At 44.8% G+C, this 21,997-nt stretch carries 23 protein-coding genes; 10 read left to right on the top strand and 13 right to left on the bottom strand.

All coding sequences use genetic code 11. From position 1 onward, the window contains the following. The first annotated feature begins 1 nt into the window (after nucleotide 1). Entirely contained in the window at nucleotides 2-1,312 is a 1,311-nt protein-coding gene (locus tag ACPK8D_RS12270; protein ID WP_424718138.1) for a TldD/PmbA family protein, read from the top strand. A 211-nt stretch (nucleotides 1,313-1,523) separates the two neighbouring features. Here the strand turns inward: ACPK8D_RS12270 and ACPK8D_RS12275 are convergent, their stop codons facing one another. The 5 genes from ACPK8D_RS12275 to cooS form a co-directional block, all read right to left on the bottom strand. Continuing rightward, entirely contained in the window at nucleotides 1,524-1,973 is a 450-nt protein-coding gene (locus tag ACPK8D_RS12275; protein ID WP_424718139.1) for a universal stress protein, read from the bottom strand. Nucleotides 1,974-2,746: 773 nt separating this feature from the next. Beyond that, a complete protein-coding gene (locus ACPK8D_RS12280; RefSeq protein WP_424718140.1) occupies nucleotides 2,747-3,685 on the bottom strand; it encodes a nucleoside recognition domain-containing protein in 939 nt (312 codons plus the stop codon). A 97-nt stretch (nucleotides 3,686-3,782) separates the two neighbouring features. Further along, complete coding sequence (locus tag ACPK8D_RS12285; protein WP_424718141.1) at nucleotides 3,783-4,241, bottom strand: universal stress protein; 459 nt, start codon at nucleotides 4,239-4,241, stop codon at nucleotides 3,783-3,785. A 172-nt stretch (nucleotides 4,242-4,413) separates the two neighbouring features. Then, entirely contained in the window at nucleotides 4,414-4,923 is a 510-nt protein-coding gene (locus tag ACPK8D_RS12290) for a 4Fe-4S dicluster domain-containing protein (protein ID WP_424718142.1), read from the bottom strand. A 6-nt stretch (nucleotides 4,924-4,929) separates the two neighbouring features. After that, a complete protein-coding gene (cooS, locus tag ACPK8D_RS12295) occupies nucleotides 4,930-6,813 on the bottom strand; it encodes an anaerobic carbon-monoxide dehydrogenase catalytic subunit (protein WP_424718143.1) in 1,884 nt (627 codons plus the stop codon). A gap of 534 nt (nucleotides 6,814-7,347) precedes the next feature. On the opposite strand from cooS, the gene ACPK8D_RS12300 reads away from it, so the two are divergent. From ACPK8D_RS12300 to ACPK8D_RS12320, 5 genes are all read left to right on the top strand, one after another. Next, nucleotides 7,348-7,515 (top strand): methytransferase partner Trm112, encoded by a 168-nt coding sequence (locus tag ACPK8D_RS12300; RefSeq protein WP_424718206.1) that lies wholly within the window; start codon nucleotides 7,348-7,350, stop codon nucleotides 7,513-7,515. A gap of 14 nt (nucleotides 7,516-7,529) precedes the next feature. Beyond that, on the top strand, nucleotides 7,530-8,282 hold the full coding sequence (locus ACPK8D_RS12305) for a DUF7524 family protein (protein ID WP_424718144.1): 753 nt from the start codon (nucleotides 7,530-7,532) through the stop codon (nucleotides 8,280-8,282). Between the two features lie 438 nt (nucleotides 8,283-8,720). After that, a complete protein-coding gene (gene pyrG / locus ACPK8D_RS12310; RefSeq protein WP_424718145.1) occupies nucleotides 8,721-10,325 on the top strand; it encodes a glutamine hydrolyzing CTP synthase in 1,605 nt (534 codons plus the stop codon). Between the two features lie 259 nt (nucleotides 10,326-10,584). After that, nucleotides 10,585-10,713: a hypothetical protein gene (locus ACPK8D_RS12315; RefSeq protein WP_424718146.1), complete on the top strand. Its 129-nt coding sequence runs from the start codon at nucleotides 10,585-10,587 to the stop codon at nucleotides 10,711-10,713. A 263-nt stretch (nucleotides 10,714-10,976) separates the two neighbouring features. Continuing rightward, entirely contained in the window at nucleotides 10,977-11,582 is a 606-nt protein-coding gene (locus tag ACPK8D_RS12320; RefSeq protein ID WP_424718147.1) for a DUF4013 domain-containing protein, read from the top strand. Between the two features lie 225 nt (nucleotides 11,583-11,807). Here ACPK8D_RS12320 and truD read toward each other — a convergent pair whose 3' ends face one another. The 7 genes from truD to ACPK8D_RS12355 form a co-directional block, all read right to left on the bottom strand. Beyond that, on the bottom strand, nucleotides 11,808-13,124 hold the full coding sequence (gene truD / locus ACPK8D_RS12325) for a tRNA pseudouridine(13) synthase TruD (RefSeq protein ID WP_424718148.1): 1,317 nt from the start codon (nucleotides 13,122-13,124) through the stop codon (nucleotides 11,808-11,810). A gap of 37 nt (nucleotides 13,125-13,161) precedes the next feature. Beyond that, entirely contained in the window at nucleotides 13,162-14,403 is a 1,242-nt protein-coding gene (locus ACPK8D_RS12330) for a transglutaminase-like domain-containing protein (protein WP_424718150.1), read from the bottom strand. 126 nt (nucleotides 14,404-14,529) lie between these two features. Then, a complete protein-coding gene (pth2, locus tag ACPK8D_RS12335; protein ID WP_424718151.1) occupies nucleotides 14,530-14,877 on the bottom strand; it encodes a peptidyl-tRNA hydrolase Pth2 in 348 nt (115 codons plus the stop codon). A gap of 245 nt (nucleotides 14,878-15,122) precedes the next feature. Continuing rightward, nucleotides 15,123-16,109: a tetrahydromethanopterin:alpha-L-glutamate ligase gene (mptN, locus tag ACPK8D_RS12340; protein ID WP_424718152.1), complete on the bottom strand. Its 987-nt coding sequence runs from the start codon at nucleotides 16,107-16,109 to the stop codon at nucleotides 15,123-15,125. Nucleotides 16,110-16,273: 164 nt separating this feature from the next. Then, on the bottom strand, nucleotides 16,274-16,663 hold the full coding sequence (gene nifU / locus ACPK8D_RS12345) for a Fe-S cluster assembly scaffold protein NifU (RefSeq protein ID WP_424718153.1): 390 nt from the start codon (nucleotides 16,661-16,663) through the stop codon (nucleotides 16,274-16,276). 38 nt (nucleotides 16,664-16,701) lie between these two features. Beyond that, nucleotides 16,702-17,892, bottom strand: coding sequence for a cysteine desulfurase NifS (gene nifS, locus ACPK8D_RS12350; protein ID WP_424718154.1), 1,191 nt, complete (start codon nucleotides 17,890-17,892; stop codon nucleotides 16,702-16,704). A gap of 245 nt (nucleotides 17,893-18,137) precedes the next feature. After that, entirely contained in the window at nucleotides 18,138-18,314 is a 177-nt protein-coding gene (locus ACPK8D_RS12355) for a hypothetical protein (protein ID WP_424718155.1), read from the bottom strand. Nucleotides 18,315-18,420: 106 nt separating this feature from the next. On the opposite strand from ACPK8D_RS12355, the gene ACPK8D_RS12360 reads away from it, so the two are divergent. The 4 genes from ACPK8D_RS12360 (at nucleotide 18,421) to ACPK8D_RS12375 (ending at nucleotide 21,455) form a co-directional block, all read left to right on the top strand. Further along, nucleotides 18,421-19,734: a M14 family metallopeptidase gene (locus ACPK8D_RS12360; RefSeq protein WP_424718156.1), complete on the top strand. Its 1,314-nt coding sequence runs from the start codon at nucleotides 18,421-18,423 to the stop codon at nucleotides 19,732-19,734. Between the two features lie 61 nt (nucleotides 19,735-19,795). Then, nucleotides 19,796-20,071, top strand: a complete 276-nt coding sequence (locus tag ACPK8D_RS12365) for a hypothetical protein (RefSeq protein ID WP_424718157.1) — start codon at nucleotides 19,796-19,798, stop codon at nucleotides 20,069-20,071. 194 nt (nucleotides 20,072-20,265) lie between these two features. Then, complete coding sequence (locus tag ACPK8D_RS12370; protein ID WP_424718159.1) at nucleotides 20,266-20,736, top strand: CidA/LrgA family protein; 471 nt, start codon at nucleotides 20,266-20,268, stop codon at nucleotides 20,734-20,736. Nucleotides 20,737-20,738: 2 nt separating this feature from the next. Beyond that, nucleotides 20,739-21,455: an LrgB family protein gene (locus ACPK8D_RS12375; RefSeq protein WP_424718161.1), complete on the top strand. Its 717-nt coding sequence runs from the start codon at nucleotides 20,739-20,741 to the stop codon at nucleotides 21,453-21,455. Nucleotides 21,456-21,567: 112 nt separating this feature from the next. Here the strand turns inward: ACPK8D_RS12375 and ACPK8D_RS12380 are convergent, their stop codons facing one another. Continuing rightward, nucleotides 21,568-21,981, bottom strand: coding sequence for an FxsA family protein (locus ACPK8D_RS12380; RefSeq protein WP_424718162.1), 414 nt, complete (start codon nucleotides 21,979-21,981; stop codon nucleotides 21,568-21,570). Between the last annotated feature and the right edge of the window lie 16 nt (nucleotides 21,982-21,997).

A 21,997-nucleotide genomic window follows, 5' to 3' on the forward strand; every position in this document is an offset into this window, starting at 1 on the left:
GATGTATGAGCTTGCAAGAAAAGCCCTCGGGCTTGCAGAAAAAGCAGGGGCTGAAGAAGCTGAAATTTATTACGCTGCAAACCGCTCAACAGGCGTGAATTTCAAAAAGGATGCCATAGAAAACGCTAAGGACCGTTTCTCGGAAGGCATAGGAATCCGGGCTATAGTAAACGGAGCCGTTGGTTTTGCCAGTACGAATTCGGCATCCCAGATCCAAAATGCTGTTGAGGTTGCAGTCGCCGAAGCCAGGGTCAGGGAGAGCGACCCTGATTGGGTAAGTCTTCCTTCGAACGGAAAATATCCAAAGGTCTCGGGCATCTTCGATAAAAAAGTTGAAGCTCTGGAACTTGAAGCCTGTATTGAGTATGCCCTGGCCCTCATTGAAGGTACGAAGGAAGTTCCAGGCACGCTTCCGACTTCAGGAGGCTTTACCAGGGCAAAGGGCAGGCAACTTATCCTGAACACGAATGGCATAGAAATCGAAGAAGAATCAACAGCGGTTTCCGGTTTTGTGGACGTCATTACGGTCAACGGGCAGACTTCAACAGCCTATGATTTTGCGGTTTCACGTTCTCTTGATATTGATTTCTTTGCTCTCGGAAAGAATGCAGCCGAGCTTGCGCTGAAGTCTAATGGCGGAATAAAGATCGAACCTCAAAAGACTGATGTGGTTTTCCATCCTTTTGCTTTATCTGATATTATTGAGGAAGCGCTTGCCCCTTCCCTTGACGCCGACAATATCCAGAAGGGAAGATCGGGTTTGATAGATAAACTCGGGGAAGAACTGGCAGTTCCTGAACTCAATATCTACGATGATGGCCTGATTGAGGCAGGAATCGAGACTTCGGCTTCGGACGACGAAGGTGTTCCTTCGCAGCGTAATACGGTAATTGAGAAAGGTGTGCTTGAAACTTATCTCTATGACAGTTATACCGCAGGAAAAGCAGGTGTGAAAAGCACAGGAAACGGCTCAAGGTCTTCTTATACAAGCCCCCCTTCAGTAGGGCTAAGGAACTTTATTATCGATTATCCTCAAACGGACGTTATTGCTGATACCCGGTCCGGGGTTTTCGTAAATACGGTAATCGGTGCCCACACAGCAAACTCCATTTCAGGAGACTTCTCCGTAGAAGCCAGAAATGCTTTCACGATTAAAGACGGAGCTCTTGATAAGCCTGTAAAGTCTCTCATGATTTCGGGCAATGCTTTCGAGCTCCTAAAACAAATCACAGGGGCAGGCTTTGATGTAAGGAAAGTCGGAGGAATAATTACACCTTCTATTCGGGTTTCGAATATGAGTGTAGTAGGTTAAGGGCTCTTGAAGGGCCCTTTTATTTTTCAAGAACTGGTTTTCTTAAGCAATTTTAACATTAATTTTTAATGTTACACTAAAAATTAATATTAATCTCTTAATAATTAATAACATTGCATTCATCAAAACAATTCATTCAAAACAATTCATTTAAAACGTTTCATTTAAAACATTCATTTAAAACATTTCATTTAAAGAATTACCGGGTTCTTTATTTCGAACTTTCGCCTTTTACGACCATTACCGGTATTTTTGAATGCCTTACTACTTTTTCAGCTACACTCCCCAGCAGGAACCTATCAAGCCCGGATCTTCCAAGTGTTCCCATAATTATAAGGTTTACGCCTTCCTGTTCTGCAAATTCCAGAATTTTGTCTGCCGGATGCCCTTCAAGAATTATAGGTTCTACCTGAACGCCTGCGGTTCTTCCTGCATCCTCCACAGAAGTAACGGCTTTTTTTGCTTCACCCTCTAAAAACTCCCTCAGTGACTCCTCCCACCCGAAATCTCTCGGAGAATAACCTGCCGGGACAATTACGTATACAGCATAGAGCTTTGCTCCGGTGAGCTTAGAAAGCTCGATTCCGGCCTCAATTGCTTTTCTTACCTGTTTCGAACCATCGGTTGCAATCATTATCTTTTCATAATTTTTGCCTTCCAAATTAAAATCCCCCAGTATTAACATCGCAAATTTCAATGTTATCATTTTTGCATTACAATTTTTGCATTATATTGTACAATTTCAAACTTCCGGAAACTTTCCGTTGCGCAGGTCTCTTCTTTATCCGTCTACATTTTCCGGAAAATGCATTCCATCCCATATTGATATATATACTTATTATATAAATTACTTTTTCGCTAAGTTTTAATTTATTTACTGATTCAGATTATTTCAGTCTTTATATGGAATAAATGAAATAACAAAATTTAATACTGCTTTAATATCGTTTTAATACTGTTTTAATACTGTTTTAATACTGTTTTAGTATTGTCCTAATTAGTTATCTGCGGACAAAAAGTCCTTAAAATATGATTTACTCCTTACGATTCTGGCACAAAAAGGAATTAACTTTTTGACCTGCCAAAACACTTATATATAGCTTAATCGTCAGAAGGGGGTAGTGAACGGGTAAAGCTCAAAAACAAATATTATTGACAATAATTATATCCAACATATTTTAACCTCCTCCAAAAACCCCCGTTCACTGCTGTGTTTTTTATATCTTTGTTAAGTTTATACAAGTAAACTTTAGTTATTTTTTCTCTATTTTTCTTTCATTTCTAATATTCTTCCTTAATTTTTTGTATCATCTGTTCTTTAAGAAACTTTTTTCTGAAAACTTCTGTACCTACAATTCTTGCATTGACAATTCCTTTACTGTAATACTTACTACAATCCCTTTGCTGATAACTCATAGCCAGACAGTTCCTGTATTATGGGGCAATGCTTAAAAGTAATAACAGGATTGCGAGCCTTACAAGCACGCTTATCGCGGTTGAGTATACGACAATCTGAAAGCCCAGTCGAGTTCCGAAAATCGCTACTTTTCCTGGGAGCTGGCTGCGAAGTGCAAAAATAGGGAGCATGAACATGCTGCCAAGCATGAGCACAATCATTGCCTGTATATTTGTTATCTCCCCTGAGTGAATCATCGGGCCCAGAAGTGAAATTCCCAGGATAGGGCTGGCTACGTAGCTTGTTAGCGGAACAATTGATTCGGGTGGGATTTTAAAAAACTCCGCAAGGGGAAGCACGCTGAAAATTTCGAAAGCTCCCTGTTCCTGAAGTGCGAAGACAATGGTAGTTGCAATAAGGTAAACTCCTGCAATCTTTAAGAAAGCCCTGAACTCTTTCCTGAAAGCCCGGTCAACTGCAGTTTTTAAGGATACTTTCTCCCGGTCCTGTGGTTCAGGAGCTCTGCAGGAGTTGCCTTTAAGGAACAGCTTGCTTGCAATTGCAACTACCAGGATTTTAAAAACTGCAGTGACAATGAACACAAGGGAGTAAAACCCCCCTACCACAAGGCCAAGTGCAGGCAGGACTACCGGAATCTGGTAAGTGAAAAGTTCCCGAAAATAAGCAGGCGTAGCATTCATCATCGCACATAGTAAGATCTCCCTATCCTCCAGGCAATTTTCTTTTTTTGCCTGGAAAAGCATGCTGTTTGCAGCCACCGTAGAACCTATTGAAACCAGGAAGGTTGAAGCGCAGGTGTCGGGCAGGTTGGTGTAGGCAAAAATAGGGCGTACAAGCCTGGAAAATTTCTGCATCAGGCCCAGTTCTACAAGTACACCTGTACCTACAAGCCCCACAAAAATCATTGCTAGTACGGGAAGCGCAAAATCAAGCACCTGGATTAAAAGGCCTATCATTGCTAGTTATTTGTATAGAGAGGTAAATCAATATATCCGGAAAAGATCTGAGACTCCTGCCCTGAAAATTTTAATGCCTGTATACTTATTTGCCTTTTTAGACAGTTTCTCCCCTTACGACAAGTACTGCTTTTTTTGCATGCCTTACAACATTTTCGGCCACGCTTCCGAGGAGGAATTTCTGGATTCCGGTTCTTCCCAGTGTACCCATGACGATAAGGTCAATATCGTTTTTTTCCGCAAAATCAACAATCTCATCCGCAGGGTTTCCTTCCAGGATTACGGATTCAACCTCGATATTTTCAGCTTTCCCGGAATTTTCGACATAAGCCGTTGCCTCCTCGCCTTCGGTCCTGAAGTATTCTAGAGTGGCCCTTTCCCACCCCACATCCTTGGGATAGGAGGGTATTGAAAGCCCTCCGGCGGCGATCACATATACAGCATACAGTTTTGCTCCGCTTATTTTTGCGATTTCAACTGCTCTTTCGACTGCTCTTCGGACGGGTTCCGAACCGTCGGTTGCAACCATTATCTTCCTGTAAACATTACTGATCATGTCTGACTCCCCATTTTCTTTTTAATTCTATAATTAATAGGACAACACTCCTTTATATAATCTCATCCAGAAAGGTAGCGGTGGCACAACAGGCCCTGTTGCCTGAGGTGGGATGCACCACCGAATTTGATTATTCCAAGAGTCCCGGAGCGTTTCAGGAATATTTCATTCTTTAATTCTCTCCCACCTCGCAGAAAATGAGGGCATGTGTCGGGCAGGCTTCAACGCAGGCAGGCACATCTCTGCCCTCGCAGAGATCACATTTTATCCCTGCTTCAGCTTGCCTGTTGATTACTCCGTGATGTGATGACATGGAGCTGGTCCAGCAGCCCATAACAAGAATCAACTGGTATAGAGAAATAAAACGGGGGCATACTGTAGAACAGGTCCAGCAGTTTACACAGCGTTCAGGATTGTGACTTACCGTGCAGGTAACTTCATCCTGGTGAAGAGCTTTTGAAGGGCAAACCGAAACACAGGGCGCATCCTCGCAGTGGCGACAGGTAATGGGAAGAGAGATCTCAAGGCCAGGGATATAATCCAGACAGATGCGTTTTTTCGGAGCCGGTTTTTCTCCTATAGCCAAAAAAAGATTCTTGCTCTCGGAATGTTCAACGGCACAGGCAACCTCACAGGAGCGACAGCCCAGGCAGCTTTCGGGCCGAATAACTATGTCTTTCATTATAAATCATCTCTCTGAGATCAGGCCCAGTGCCTTTCTTTTCCCATCAATGTGCTCAAGCATAAGGTCTGCGGCTTTGAAAGGATCGGGCTCAACTGCGAAACTTGCTCCTACCACGCTGTTTAAACCTCCTGTCAGGAGGGATGTAACGGCCTGGCTTCCAAGAACAGCCGGAACAGCACCAAGTACAGTAAATACGCCTGATGAAACTACGTAAGTCCCGATACTGACTGCTTTTTCACTCATCCATTCAGGGGCTGCTCCTGCTGCCGGAAGGTCGCTTATATCCACACCCAGGCGGTTTGCAAGTGCGGCTGAAAGCACAAGGATACGGCTGATATCAACACAGGAACCCATGTGCAAGACAGGGGGTACGCCAAGCGCCTTACAGACGGCTTTCAGCCCGTCGCCTGCAAGTTCGGAAGCTTCCGGCAAAAGCAGCCCTGCCTCGGCACAGGCAATTGCGTTGCAGCCGGTCGTGATCACAAGCACATTGTTTTTGATCAGTTCCTTAACAAGATTGACATGCCCGTAATTGTGCTTTACTTTTATATTGTTACAGCCCACAACAGCCCCTATTCCCCAAACTGCCCCGCTTTTTATCGCCTCAATAAGAGGGTCAGGGCTTCCGCCAAGCGCACCGAGGATAGCTTCGGCACTGAAGCCTACCATGCACTCCTGTTTTTCTTCCGGTATAGTAACCTTTTCCGGAATCCTGTTAGGGAAGTTTTCAACGGCTGCCCTTACGATTTCTTTTGCGGTTTCATAAGCCCTATCTTCATGGAATTCCATTCTTACGGTATTGGGGAAATCGGCTTTTGGGGATGTAGATATAAACTTTGTGTGATAGCAGCCCGTAAGCTCCCCAAGAGATGGCATAACACACTGGACATCTACAACCATAGCTTCCACAGCGCCTGTAATTACTGCCAGTTCCTGCTGGAGGAAGTTTCCTGCTATGGGAGTCCCATGCCGCATAAGGGTTTCGTTTCCAGTACAGCAGATCCCGGCAACGTTGATACCTGCTGCGCCCTTTTCCTGTGCAAGCTTAAGAAGTTCGGGATCTTCTGCAGCTTCCACGATCATTTCTGAAAGAATCGGTTCGTGCCCGTGGACAATTATATTTACCTTGTCCCTGGACAGCACCCCCAGATTAACGGTGCTTCTTCTCGGCTGCGGGGTTCCGAAGAGTATATCCTGGATATCGGTGGCGATCATTGACCCTCCCCAGCCGTCCGAAAGTCCTGTGCGCAGCCCTTGCAGCAGGATATGGACCGCATTATTGTCCACACCAATATGGGTCCTGTGCATGCATTCTACGATTTCGCGGTCAATTCCCCTGGGTTCTATTCCAAGTTCGGCCCAGAGTTTGAGCCTAGACTCAGGAGCTCTTCTGGTACACAGGAGGGGACCATTCTGTTTTCCAAATTCCAGAAGCAGTGCATCTGCGAGTCTGGCTGCCACTTCCTCCCGGCTTCCCTCTTCTGAGGAAATTCCATATTCCGATGCAAGGGATAATAGTTTTGCTTCATCTTTTATGCTGTAACTTCCAGCGTCTCCTTCGCTCATTTTCTTAAAGGTCAGCACTGCATCTCTTGCATGATCGGAGTGAGCTGCTGCACCTGCGGCAATTGTTCTCAGGAGGTTTCTTGCAACTATAATATCTGCAGTAGCCCCGCAAATTCCCCTGTCAGCTCCTTCCCCGAAGGGATCTATCCGGCAGGGGCCCATATTGCAATTCCGGCAGCAGATCCCGAGCTGTCCGAAACTGCACTGGGGTAGTTGCTTCTCGTACCTGTCCCAGGCAGTTTCAATGCCTTCTACCTCGGCTTTCTGGAGCATGATCCGGGTTGCAGGGTCAATGCTTTTCTCGTATATTTCCTGTTTCATCTCATATCCCACGATTTTTCTTTATTTTCTCGAACTCTCCGGAGTTATGTTTCTATCTCCGGATTTGAATATTAAGTTTTAAATCTGTTAGTGAATTTCCAGATCTATTAATTAACTTTTAAACCTGTATTCGTGAAGTAAGTAACCCGGTTAAATTCTCAATTCCCTGATATTGAATTCCCTTTTTCTTGATATTAGGTTCCATGTGATCTAAAAACCGGCTAATCTAAAAAAACCTTCAGAATTATCAAATTTTATTGTTTTATAAACTTTTTTAAAAAAGCCCCATTTTAATTCATATATAAGGTAATATGATTTGATATGACTGATAAAAAATTCAAATCACAGGTGCCTGTAAATATATAGATTACATTAAAATAGGAGGATGAATTGAATACCGTAAATAGCGGGATAAAGTTGAAGCTCACAGGATGAAGAAAAGTGAGAATCATAATTATTCCGACCAGAAGTAATATTCTCTCTTCCCCTATCGGAAAGCGGCTTTAACGGTGAATTTTGGTGAAAAAAGATCTTATGGACATTCTGGCCTGCCCTATATGCAAGGGCGACCTGATTTTGAACGTTGTTGAAGAAAACAAAGACGAGGTCATCTCCGGAACCCTCTACTGCCCTGTATGCAAAGAGCACTATCCAATAGATGAGGGAATCCCGAATTTGCTTCCTCCTGACCTCAGGAACTGATGTGAGGGTTAAACTTGCAGCAGATATTCCAGAATGTTATTATCAACCGGCAGGAAATAAACTCAATTGAGTTTGAAAAGGAAAGCGTTGAGATTTCTCTTTCTCCCGGCGGAGAGGAAACCTTTGAAGTTCTGATCACAAATTACGGGTCCCCTACTCATATCCACTTCTCAGTAAGTGATGAATTAAAAGGTCAGATCACTTTTCTGAGGGATAACCCGTACGTGCTTCAAAAAGAATACGTTTCCGCAGTTGCAAGAATCCCGCAAGAAGGCAGGGTGCTTACAAAAGGGCAGGTCTATATCACAGCAGGTTATGGCTCAAGAAAGAAAGGTTTTCCAGTCCAGCTTGGAAAAGTTGAATCAAAGCCGCAGGAACACTCGAAGGATGAGACCTATCCAGGAGATGAAGAAGAGGAATTGAATTCTCAAAAGCCCTCAGTTGCACTGCCTGTAAAGAGGATATCTCGCCCGAAATCAGGACGAGAAAAAGGTTCTGGTGCGTTTTCGTCTTTTATTCGTAAAAGTTTTACAGGAGGCTTTCCAGCTTCCACGGGAAGAAAAACCCATAATGTAAGTGGAAATGAAAAACTTCCTCTGAGTATGGCTTTTGGAGGCTTTTTACTGCTTATAGGCTTATTCTTCCTCTACTTTATTCTGCCAGCGGGCCTGCAGTTTAAAGTAAGCTTTGCCCAGTCTCTTTTATTTTCAATCCTTTTTGTGACCTGTATGACATATATACTGCTAAAAATTGCAGAAGACGGTTAAACCCTCAGGAAAACCCGGTTTCAACCTGATACTTCCACCCATAATTTCAGGTTCCTGACTGAGAAAGCACGGAAGAATTTATCCTGAATATTCATAATTTCGGGGTCGCCGAAAGACTGGAGAATTGTACTTTTTTGTACTTTTTTCTCCCTCCTTCCGTGTTTTTCCTGCCGCAGTCACTTGGCATCACGAATTTACAAAAATCGTTCCCTTTTTATGCAGGTCTGTTCTTTTACTTCCACTTCTTATTTGAGCCTGTTCTTTTTTAGAAGTAGAGAGTGTTTTTTATATCATGACGATATTGGTATTGTGTTCGTACCAAAGGATTAATGACAGATTTCCTACGCGTTATTGATTTGATTATTTTCCTGTTTAATTCCATGTAATTATCCTTTAGTCTAAAACCGCTATTAGGAACACTATTGAGGAAGCTTACCCATGAAGTATATCGTAGTTACCGGTGGGGTGATGAGCGGGCTTGGAAAAGGCATTACCATCGCATCCATTGGCAGAAACCTTAAAAATAAAGGCTATAAAGTTACGGCTATCAAGATCGACCCTTACATCAATATTGATGCAGGCACCATGAGCCCCTACCAGCACGGGGAAGTCTTTGTGCTCAAGGACGGAGGTGAAGTTGACCTGGATCTTGGGAATTACGAGCGATTCCTTGACACGGAACTTACAAGGGACCATAACCTTACTACAGGCAAGATTTACCAGGAAGTCATTTCCAAAGAGAGGAGAGGGGACTATCTCGGAAAAACCGTCCAGATTATTCCCCATGTCACAAATGAGATCAAAAACAGGATCAGGAAGGTCGCGGCCCGGAGTGGGGCTGATATCTGTCTTGTTGAAATCGGAGGGACTGTCGGGGACATTGAGAGCATGCCTTTCCTTGAGGCTGTACGCCAGATGCACAGGGAAGAGCCTTCCGAAAATATCGTATTTATTCATGTGACTCTTGTTATGGAAGACCTTCAGGGTGAACAAAAAACCAAACCCTCCCAGCACTCTGTAAAGGAACTCCGTGCCCTTGGTCTTAGCCCTGAAGTGATAGTTGCAAGGTCAAAAACTCCTCTTCAGGAAAGTGCCAAAGAGAAAATCGCGCTTTTTTGTGACGTGCCCCAGGAACTGGTTATCAGCGCTTACGATGCCGATGATATTTATGAAGTGCCTATTGTTATAGAAGAGCAGGGATTGACCACCCAGCTCATGAAACACCTGCAACTGGAATCAGGTGTCGAAAACGGTGGGTGGAAAGAAATGGTCGCAAGGATGAAATCCACAACCAGTATGGTCAAACTGGCAATCGTCGGAAAATATACTAATCTTGAGGATTCTTATCTCAGCATCCTTGAAGCGGTCAAGCACGGAGGAATCGATAACAGGTGCAGGGTTGAAGTCAATATGGTTGAAGCCGAAACTCTGGAAGAAGATCCGGCTGAGATTGAGAAGCTGATACAGTACGATGGGATTCTTATTCCGGGCGGTTTTGGCGGGCGCGGCACCGAAGGCAAAATGCTGGCAATCAAGTTCGCCAGAGAAAACGATATCCCATTCCTCGGAATCTGCCTGGGCATGCAGCTTGCAGTCATCGAGTTTGCCAGGAATGTGGCTAAACTTGAAAAGGCAAACAGTACGGAGTTTGATGAAGATACCCCTTATCCTGTGATTGATATCCTGCCTGAGCAAACCGGTGTTGCGGATATGGGCGGAACCATGCGCCTTGGAGACTATGAGGCTATCCTTAAAGAAGGCTCGATTGCCGCAAAAATCTACGGAACCAATTATATTGTCGAGCGCCACCGGCACAGGTACGAGGTTAACCCTGAGTTCGTGGACAGGCTTGAGTCTTTTGGCATTGTCTTTTCCGGCAAAAACAAGAACAGGATGGAGATTGCCGAGATTCCTGACAAGCGTTTCTTCTTTGGTTCCCAGTTCCACCCCGAGTTCAGGTCAAGGCCCGGAAGGCCGTCTCCCCCGTTCAATGGGCTTGTCGGGGCAATGTGCAGGTACAGGAAGGAAAGAGAAGGACTATAAAACAGGTAAAAGTTATTTGAGGGAATTTCTCGCTTTTAATTCCCTTTCTCCAATTTTTTTAATTCTGTATCGGATAAATTCAAAGCTTTAATCTAACCCTATACTCTGCTAGAAAAATTTTATCTGGCGGGAAACTGATAAATACTTTTAACACTGAGAATGATGAATTACGCGATATCTACTTAAGGCATTTCAAATCAGTAACGCCTGAACAGATATTGCAACTTCACCAAAGTCTATGAAGGTACGCACTATGGCAATGTCTAAAAAAGATATGGATAAGAAGAAGAGCGCTAAGAAAGAAAAGATGGAAGAGCTTGAAAAGATGGCTTCTGCAGGCAGCAAGGATGCCAAGAAGAAACTTGCAAAGGAAAAGAAGAAAAAATAACTCCTGAATAAATGTTTCTTTTCTATATAGCGTGTGAGAAGATCCGGGGACTATTCACCCCGATCCCACCAATTTTATTTTGAGAATCATGCAACAAATACTTTGCTAATTCTTTTTTGATCGCCTTAAATTTTTAAATTAGCCTATTAATCTATTATCTCAAGTTCCATTTTCTAAGTTATATTTAACTTATTTGCACAACACCTTTCTTATTTTTACAAAGTTTCATATATTTGAAAGACCGAGTTACTCTGGGTGATTATATGGAGACTATAAGTTTTTCAGATGCTTTTAAATATCCATTCAAAACGCCAAAAAGGCTTCTCTACGTGCTCTGGCTGTTCATTCCGGTTCTGGGATGGCTTATACTTTTCGGTTATGGTGTAAGGCTTGTCAACGAATTTATTGAAGGCAGGTATGAAGGGCTCATTAAACTCGATTTTATGGAAGACTTGAAGCTGGGGTTTATTACTTTCCTTAAAACTCTTCCTTTCTATGTCTTATATATCGCTATAGTTTTTGCAGCAACTTCTATCAATGAAACCCTGGGAAATCTCGTTAGCTTTCTGCTCGGCTTCTTTGTAGTTCCTATTCTTGTGGTTAATTTCTTCAGGAAGCAAACCATTGAGTCTTTTTTTGAATTTCAATTGCTGGATGTTGTCAGGGACAACCTTGGAGATTATATTATAGCAGTACTGAAACAGTATGCTCTTATCATTGTTTTTGCAATTCTCTCAATTGTACTCGTCGGAATACCAGCCATGTTCTTTACAAACTCGATATTCATTGCGAACCTTTACGGGAGGCTTGTTGAACAGAGGCATCCCCTGGCTCTAAAATCCCAGTCGAACGATCCAGTAACAATGTAATCAGGATAGGTTTCAGTTGTAAACCAGGTTTTCCTGGCTGACTACATATTTATTATATAAGAAAGCTGGAAAAACTAACAAAACTGAGGAAAATGAGGAAATTGAAGAATCGGAGAAAGTTAGCTGATATCGGGAAGTCAGAGGTTTCCTGGCTGAAAAAGTAAATAGGGGGCTGGATTAGCCAGTTTTTTCCTTTAATTCAACTTCTTTTGAGTTCCCAGCTTCTCAGCTCATCTGCAGAGGGTCTACCTTCATGTATTCCCTAAGTATGGTTGTTGCGTAACTTCCTTTCGGCAGCATGAACTCAAGCACAGCTTTTGATTTTCCCGGGTTCAGCTCATCTTCTCCAACCTCAAACTTCGGTTCAACCTGAAGGAGGATTTCCCGCCTGATACCTTTCGAACTCATTTCAGGAACCTCTTCTATATTGAAACCCTGCAGAGGGACTTTGAGTTCTTCAAGAACCGCCTGCTCGATCTCTCCAGGAACGCCTGAAGCAAATTCCGTATTGTAGCCCGGAAGGGGAGCGGTTATGAAAGCCCGGTTTCTTTTAATAAGACGGTTCATGGCGGTTACGGTTTCGGCTTTTACTTCCTCCGTTTTTGAAGAATCGGGCAGGCCCAGCTCGTTCTTGAAACAAACAATATCGCCTTCAAAAGCCCGGTTTAAGGGAAGGCCTTTTTCGATTCGTCTGCACAGGATTGTATTATATATATAGGACTGGTAGCCGTGAACAAACATCCTGTAAAGGTTTTTCGGGAGCACCAGAAAAGCGCCTGCGAAATCGTCAGGGTTTGCTATCAAATGGTTCATCATTGCCCTTTCATGCCCAAGGCGGAGAGGATAGGTTTTCAGGCCTTCCCTGAAATCGCGAGTCTCCTTAACGAACTGGCGGACCTGTTTTGTTTCTTCCGGCTCATCAGGAAAGGGTTCGGCAATATAGAGCAGGGCAGCTTTTTCGAAATCTCCCTCAACAATGGCTTTTCCCACCAGATGCGTAACAGGGCGCACAGAGCCGAAACGCTGGGTCCCGAAAAAGTTCGGAACTCCTCCCTGAGCCAGGATCTCGTTTGTGGTCTTTTCGAGCAGTTTGCTTGTTTCCTCAGGCGAATGGGCTATATTCCTGATAGTAATTATGAAATCGTTTCCCCACAGGTCTCCAAGTTCTACGGATTTACGGGAGCGGCCCAGGACTTTCAACTCTACGTCTTTTAGATGGACTCTTTCAATTTCGGAGGCGTCAACGTCAAAAATGCTGATTTTCTGAGTGGTAAGCGCACGTTTGTCCTTTGTGCCTGCAACGCTGATCCGTTTCTGGCTTATCTGAAGAATTTTTGCAAGGGTCCGGGTGAGGTGATGCGTATCCCAGTCGCGCTTTACGAGTTCCAGAATAAGGTATTTTCCTTCCTGTCCTTCCTCCCGGTTCGTAATCTCTTTAACGAAAAAATCCTCTACTTCCTGACGAAGCTGCCCTCCGAGGCCGTCGGTATCCGTGGAGTAAAGATTTACTCCGATCTGTTTTTCAATTTCCGGCACTTGCATGGGTAAAAAACTCTCCTTTATTAAGTATCTGGTGAAATTATAAAGCCCACCTGGGGTTGATATCAATAGCTTTTACTTCGCTCGTGTTTACGAAGGTCCAGCTTCTATATGTTTCATTTCCTTCAGTTGCCTTAATTCTGGCCTGGGCCGTTTTTCCGGGAAGCCCACCCGCATACAGGCTTGAAGTCGGGTCGAGCATCAGCCAGGAACCGTACTCGTCGGTCAGGTAATTTACATCGACGTCTCCGTAATAATTCCTTACCCCTTCGACTGAAGCATCTGTTGCAGCGGTTCCGTTACCTATATAAACCGCTGCAAAGGCATGGTTGCTGGTAAGGTAAACCCGGGTTGTGCCTCCTACAGCCTCAAGCATGGATGAGAGAAGGATTGCCTGGTCTTCACAGTCTCCGGCCCCTATTCTCAAAGTAACATTGGCAGGCTCCCAGATGTCGTTGCCTCTTGGGTCGCTGATGTATTCGATTTTCTCTTTTACCATGTCAAAGAGGGCACAGACCTGATAGATATTATACGCTCCCGGATATGAGCGAGCCACTTCGGCTGCCTTACCCCTTACATCAGGTTCGGCTGGTTCAACAAGTCGGTTTATGGTTTCAAAGTAGTAAGCAGGATTGTACCTATATACCGGAGCCGATTTTTCTGGCATTGGTTTCAGGTTTACAGGGAAGCCTTTCAGGGAATAAGGCTCGTATTCGTGCCATTTTCCTTCCGAGGTCGAGGCAAGCAGCCAGAGGACAATCTGGAAGCTGGCTTTTTCTTCTTCAGGGATCTGAACTGTGATTACTCCGAGATTCTGCTCTTCACCGGGCGAAATCAAAGCTCCGCAGTCCTCGGAATAAATCCGGCTTTCAGAGGCATTAACCGAAACCCCGTACCTGTCAATAAAAATCGGGTTTCTCCCTTCGTTTTTTATGCTGATTCTCATATAGCCTATTCCTCCCTGGAAAAACTCTGAAGCCTGGTAATTGCTGGTCAGGGAGAAACCAGGCTGCAACGGAGTTCTCAGGATAGGGGTGAGTTCACTTTTCCTGGGGGAATATGTGGGTATTGCCGGGGAAGTAAATAAAGTCGGTTCAGGCGTAAAAACACTTTCCTGGCTTCCCGGTTCCAGCCCTGAGGCGATATAACCTGCTACCTCATCCCTGAAATTCTCAATCGAATCTGAATACAGTACCCCGGTAAGTGTGGCGAGTACAAGGCACACGAATAAAACAACAGTTATTGAGGCCGCCTCTTTTCCTGAAACCCCTGAATCCCTCATAATGCCCTCCTGAATCAAATGCAGGCAGAACCTCTCTCTTGATAGGAGACGTTATCGTACAGATAGCCTTTGCTCGGTTTAATTTTAGTGCAGTTTCTCCAAACCTGATTTTCAGGTTCCCGGCACTTAAACAAGTTTAAGGTCCCGCGTAATTTTATCTATAAGCTCTTCCTTTGCCGGCCCTATTCCGAGGACTGTGACTGTTCCAGCCGGAATTTCCGTAAGCCCCGCATCCTGTATAAGGGCAGTAGGGAGTCCTTCCCTTCTTGCTTTTTCCTTAAGCTCGTAAAGGTCTTTAAGGGTAGGGACTTTCAGGACAACTTTTTTCTGCCCGCCTTCCTTCCACTTTTCAAGATCACTTTTACTTGCCCATTCGGCAGCAGAAACGGCAGCATGAGCTACCTGTACTGCAAACTTACCTTTGGAAAGCTTCAGATCGTCCCTGGTAACTATACACTGTTTATATTCACTCATCCTTTGCCTCGGGCTTATTCAAGGTCCGTCTATTTCTTAAATGTTTTTGGTGAAGGTATCCAAATCTGCTTTATATATCGGTTTTTGCATTCACTTTCCACTCATTCATTTTATGATCGGTCCGGCCTCAAAGTAAATATTAAAACTTGAAACTCTTTTTTTAAAATTTTAAACTTTTTCTTAACTTTTTCTTGAAGGATTTGATGTTATAAATGATATTATGGTTGATATCATTTATAACTCTTTCAGAAAATGTTTTCTATGTATTCTATAATGTACTCTGCAGGATTTATTCCCCATGCGTCAAAAATACCTTTTCCTGATGGTGTTCCGTTGACCTCAAGAATTTTAGGTTTCCCTTCGGTCTGGCTGGGGTGGACATTAATTTCTTTACCAGGTTTGTCAGTCAAACCTTCTATAATATCAACACCTGCAAAAGTTGTGCCTGCTGCCAGTGCAGCCTTTTCAGCAATTTCTTTCTGTTCTTCCGTAAGCACACACCGGTCTGCGTTTCCTCCCTGGCTCAGGTTGTTGACCCAGGAACCGGATGCTGCTTTGCGGTAAATGGCTCCTATAGCCGTCCCGCCAACGACAAAGGCTCGAATATCTCTTCCCGGATTTTCGATAAATTCCTGAATATACAGCACACCTCTCTCTTCAAGCAGTTTACTGAGAGTTGTTTCGAGGGATGAGGTCTCTACTTTCCTATCCGAAAACCTGACTTTCCCATTCTCTACTCTTGCAATATCCTTTCCTTTATACCCGAACACGGGCTTTATGACGGCGTCTTCGAACCTTGAAAGTACCTTCAGGGCCGCATCTACACTCTGTACTGCCACGGTTTCGGGTACAGGAAGTCCGGCTTTTGCTAGAAGATAGGAAGCATGGTATTTATTTGCGGCATTCCGGATCGCTTCAGGGGAATTAACAACAGGGATTCCTTCGGTTTCCAGTTCCCGCAGTATGTCAAACCTGAAAGACACGCCTTCGAAAGCCCCTGCACCTGCATCCCTTACAATTATCGCATCAAGATCACAGAGTTCTGTATCTCCCACTTTAAAGACAGCCGTTGATTTCTTAGCAACCGATTCGCCAGTTGCCGAGTTCATGCTGACCTCTGCAGCCCTGAGGTCCAGAACAAAAGGAGAAAAGCCTTTTTTTCTTGCTGCTTCAGTAAGTGCCCTGGCTGTCCAGTCTTCCGGGTCAGTGATTATAATCCCTACTTTTTTCATGGAGTATCATCGGGAGAATACCAGATCAAGTTTACGATAATTACAGGAGATGCGGAATCCATCAAACACTCAAAGACTTTTCTGGTATCATTGTGCGGGTTCTCATAAGGGAACCGGCTTTCCAGTGATTATGGGGACTAGAGTTTGTTTTCATTCCCCTTCGATCAGGTCTGCTCCGGAAGCGCTTCAAGTCCCTGCTTTTTTCGGTATTCATTGATTGCTCTGTGGATAGCTTCCCTGGAAACGACTGAACACTCCAGTTTGCCTGGAGGCAGGCCTTCGAGAGCTTCAGCGACGGCCTCGTTTGTCAGGTTCCAGGCCTCTTCAAGGGTCTTACCTTTTATCATTTCAGTCGCCATGCTGCTGGACGCAATTGCTGCCGCACAACCGAAAGTCTTGAACTTCACGTCTTCAACCCGGTCGTCCCGGATTTTCAGGAAGACCTTCATATGGTCCCCATGTGGGTTTCCTGCTTCTCCAACACCGTCCGCATCCTCAATTTCCCCTACGTTTCTAGGGTTCATGAAGTGGTCCATAACTTTTTTATTATACACAAAATTCCCCCGTTCTTATTATCTTATACGTTTCTTATTTATTTCTCACATATATTTTCGGGCTTATAGAAAGGAGATATTGCCCTCAGCTTTTCGACGATTTCAGGCAAGACTTCGAGTACATAATCAATATCTTCGCCGGAATTCTCGTCCCCGAGGGTCAGGCGAAGAGTGCCCTGAGCTATTTCAGGAGGCAGCCCGATTGCCCTGAGCACGTGCGAGGGATCAAGCGAACCTGAGGAGCAGGCACTCCCTGTAGAACAGCAGACCCCCATCTCATCAAGCATGAGAAGCAGGGACTCGCCTTCAATGTATTCAAAACTGAAATTCAGGTTGTCCGGAAGGCGCTTTTCCGGATGCCCGTTCAACCTGCAACTGGGGATTTCCAGGACTCCGGCAAGGAGCCGGTTTCTCATTTTTCTCATCTTTCCGCTGTGTTCCTCAAGCTTTGCTGTTGCAAGTTCTATTGCCTTTCCCATTCCTACAATACCTGCAACATTCTCGGTTCCAGCTCGCTTTTTACGCTCCTGGCCGCCTCCGTGCATGTAATTGTCGATTTCTGTCCCCTCTCGCAGATAGAGCGCTCCGATTCCCTTGGGCCCGTAGAACTTATGAGCGGAAAGGGAAAGCATGTCTACATCCCTGTCTTTCTTTTTCATCTCAAGGGGGATTTTACCTATTACCTGAACAGCATCGGTATGAAAAGGAATCTCATGCTCTCTTGCGATCTTACCTATTTCAGGAATCGGCTCTATTGTCCCGATCTCATTATTCGCATACATCACCGAGATCAGGATAGTATCTTCCCTGATTGCAGCTTCGACTTCTGCAGGGTCTACAAGCCCGGATCTGTCTACAGGCAGGTACGTTACATCAAAACCCTGTGTTTCCAGATACTTACAGGGGTAGAGCACGGCATGATGTTCAATTGGCGTGGTGATAATGTGTTTTCCTTTCTTTCGTCTGGCAAAAGCCGTTCCCTTGATAGCCCAGTTATCGGACTCGGTTCCTCCTGATGTGAAATATATTTCTTCAGGATCAGCCCCCAGAGCCTTAGCAAGCTGCTCACGGGCGGTTTCCACTGCTTCCTTACCTTCTCTCCCTATTGAATACAGAGAAGAAGGGTTTCCGAAATGTTCTTTTAAAAAAGGCAGCATAGCTTCAACTACTTCAGGTTTTGTGAAGGTAGTGGCTGCGTGGTCCATGTAAACAAAGCGCTTTTCTCCCATCAGAACCCCCTATGAAAATAGGGGTTTGCGCAATATGAATTTATTGTATATTTCGCTTTCCGGAATTTTCTGATTACGAGACCTTCAGGATAGTTTATTTCCCACCCGGAAACCTTAGCTTTTCAATGGAAATGGTTTTTGATCCTCTAACTATTTTTGGATTATGATAATCTGAGATTACTGCTGATACTGTACACAAGTCAATTTTATATAATAATCAGTATATCTACGAATACAGATCTGAGTCAAGCGCCAGGCAATATGGCACCCGGTAATAGTGGGGCACCGGGCATAAGATCTAAAACTATCTCTCTGAAGGGCTGGCTTATAGTAGTCGATTCTCTAAGGACTATGCGAAATTTGGGGGAACTTACCGGATTACCGCTTGTTGAAGGTTCTGGCGCGCTCATCCCCAATGCCAATCGAAATTTCTCCCGGGCATCGGCCAGGATACGGAAAATTATGATAGAGGGGGTATTTTAAACGGCAATCTATTCGGTTCAAATCACCGCTAAAACTCTTGAAGAGTTGAGGGCGCTGGATAAATTCGAGCTCGATTTAAAGTCTCGTGCTGCACGACAACTGGCTGTTGATCGCTTCATGGTTCCGGGTATTTTAACGGAGGAACAGGTTCGGCAGGTTGAGGCGGCAGGCTATACCCTGGAGATCGTTTCCGATCTGTCCCTGGTAGCTGAGGAACGGGTTCAGGAAGTATCGCATGTCAACCGCTTTGCTGAAGTGGCCGGGCTCTCGGGATTTGAAAAGCGTGCGGTACTGGGCTACATGACAGCAGACGAGGTTGAGTCTGCACTTGTTAATCTTCAGGCTCTGCACCCCGATCTCGTAACTCTCATCGAACTCCCGAACCGTACCTGGGAGAATAGGGTCTCTCATGCTGTACGTGTCCGTGCGGGAACGAATATGGATCGGGCTGGTGTACTCTTCACTGGCAGTATGCATGCGCGGGAGTGGGGCGGTTCGGATATCTGCATAAATTTTCTTGTCAATCTCATAAATGCTTACCGTTCCAGCAGCGCGCTAACCTATGGAGGGAAGAGTTTCCCTGCAGCCCAGGTCCGCACTATTCTTGAAAATCTTGATGTGTTTGTCTTCCCTGATGTGAATCCGGATGGTAAACACTACAGCCAGACCTATAACCCGAATTCCGGTAGCTCCCAGGGTTTCTGGTGGCGCAAGAACCGCAACCCAAACACCGCTGTCGGGGCTTCTTCTCCGGGTGTGGACTTAAACCGGAATTTCGATTTCCTGTGGGCCAGTGAGATTGGTACCTCTTCCAGTCCGTCGAGTTTTACTTATAAAGGCCAAAGTGCATTTTCCGAGCCTGAATCCCGTAATGTTAAGTATCTCTTCGACACTTATCCGAACATTGGTTACTTTGTGGATATACACAGCTACGGCGGACTTATACTGTATAATTGGGGAGACGATAATAACCAGACTACCGATCCCGGACAAAACTTTTTGAATCCTGCATATAATGGAAAGCGCGGAAGTCTGAATGATACGCTTTACGGAGAGTTCATACCCGCTCAGGATAAGGAAACGATTGTAAAGCTTGCCGATCATATGAATAGCGCGCTTGCGGCCGTACGTGGCAAGAACTACACCGTTCAACAGTCTGTCGGGCTTTATCCGACATCAGCGACATCAGATGATTATGTTTTTAGCCGCCATATCGTAAACGGGCTTAACAGGAAAGTTTATGCTTATACAATCGAGTTCGGTGAGGAATTCGTTCCTCCCTTCAGTGAAATGAATAATATCATCCAGGAGATTTGTGCTGCCATGAGTGAACTTTGCTGGGCCGCAGCCGGGACGTAAGCAGGAATGTTATCGGCGTTTATTCCCAGGATAATTATCCCTGAGGGAAGGACTGATTTGCGTGGGTTATTATATTGTAAGAATTCGCACCGATACGTGGGATCGGCTGCGTGACCTTCAACGCCTGTACGATCTTGACGTCTTTGGCCAGACGGCAAAGCAGCTTGCTGACGGTTCATTCGAGGTCCAGGGAGTACTCGCGGGTGAACGGATTGAATTCTTGTCCGGAAAGGGATACCGGATAGAGGTTCTCGCCGACGCTGAAGATATAGCAAAAGAGCGCTTGAAGGATGTGGCTGGTCCCGACGGGGAGCCCGAAGACCGGTCAGACCAGTAGTGATGATGAGGCAAATAATTGCGATTAACGGATCGGCCAGTATTCTGCTTTTACTGTATTTTTCCACCCTTTTAAATAACAGGTGGGCTTCTTTTTTTCGAAGACGGAAAACACGAACTAATTCTGGTAAACCGAAAATTAGATATATGGGAATTTGTAGTGCCATTCCAATCAGGTGGAGGGAAAAACAAACCTTGCTAAAACAATTCTCAATTATTCTGAGCATATATTTCCTGGGCGAGCTGATACAGAAAGTCTCAGGGCTGCCAATTCCGGGCAATGTCATAGGAATGCTCATCCTTTTCTTCGGCCTGTATACAGGCATAATCAAACTCAACATGATAGGCAAAATAAGCGAACTTTTGCTTGAGAACCTGGCTTTTTTCTTTCTTCCCGCAGGCATCAGCCTCATAACCTGTTTTGCCCTGCTTGAAGGAAAATGGACTGCGATTCTTGTGGTTTCCCTGATTTCGACCGTTATAACCCTTGGTGTGACAGGGCTTACAGTGGAACTCGTTAAAAGATTCCTAGGGAGAAAACCGGCAAAGGCCGCCGGCTGTGTGGGAAATAAAAGCAATGAAGGCAATGAGGGCAAGGAAAGCAGATCCGGGACGAATGCAAAAAGAATAATTGGCTGCGAAAACGGAGCAGAAGAGGTGAGCTGAAGTTGCGGATAGATTTTTTTAATGAATTTCTTAATACGCCCCTGTTTGGAATTTTACTCTCCTTAATAGCCTTCCAGATAGGCACACTCTTGTATAAGAAGACCCGGCTTTCTATCCTTAACCCCCTGCTTGTGGCCTCAGTACTCGTAATTGTTTTCCTCCTCTATTTCGGAATCGATTTTGAGATTTACAATCTCGGAGGCGATTACATCTCCTTCTTCCTCGGGCCTGCAACCGTGGTTCTTGCTGTGCCTTTATACCGGAAAATCCGGTTATTGAAAAGTAATGCTCTTCCTATCCTTGTGGGGATAATTGCAGGCTGTATAGCCGGTATCTCAAGTATTATTGCCCTTTCCAGCCTTTTAGGGCTTGATGAGGTCATAAGCAGATCTCTTGCCCCAAAATCCGTAACCACTCCCATCGGAATCGAGATTTCAAAACAGATAGGTGGCCTGCCTGCAATAACAGTAGCCGCAATCGTGTTTACCGGAATCGCAGGGGCTGTCCTTGGCCCATATATCTGCCGCTGTTTCCGGATAAAAGATAAAGTTGCAGTCGGCATTGCAATCGGCACTGCATCTCATGCGCTTGGAACAACCAGGGCAATAGAACTTGGAGAAACCGAAGGGGCGATGAGCGGGCTTGCAATAGGGATTGCAGGCTTGATTACGGTTTTCCTGGTCCCTCTGCTGCTTTACGTTTTCGGACTTATATCTTAAGCGGTAAATGGCTTACCTTAAACAATTGTTATTATAGCTTCGGCCGTAGATATTTACACTTTAATCTCTATATTCTTAATGGCCTTTTTATTCTTAATGGCCTTTTTCCAGGTTATCGGAAATCCGTGTACATTCTCATCTGCCACTGACCGTTCTGTATCTTTTTTCTTATAATCCCTTTTGCTATTCCCACATAGATCTCCCTTATCTGGGGTACGAGCATGGAGAGCCCTATTATATCGGACAGGAAACCCGGAGTTAGAAGGGCAAAGCTGCCAATTAGCACGAAGAGCCCGTGCAGGAGCTCGTTTCCGGGCATATATCCCCTGCCGGTTGCCTCCTGAATCTCACGGAGCACACGGAAACCCTGAGATTTTGCCAGGTAAGCGCCCAGGCTTGCAGTTAGCAGGATAACAAGCACGGTATTTAAAGCCCCGATCATTCCCCCTATCTTGATGAGCAGATAAAGCTCAATAATGGGGATAATCAGGAAAACGGAGAAGAGTTTAAAAAACATGTTGATCATTTTCAAAATTCTGGAT

It is taken from the genome of Methanosarcina sp. (assembly GCF_049706645.1).
GTDB lineage: Archaea > Halobacteriota > Methanosarcinia > Methanosarcinales > Methanosarcinaceae > Methanosarcina.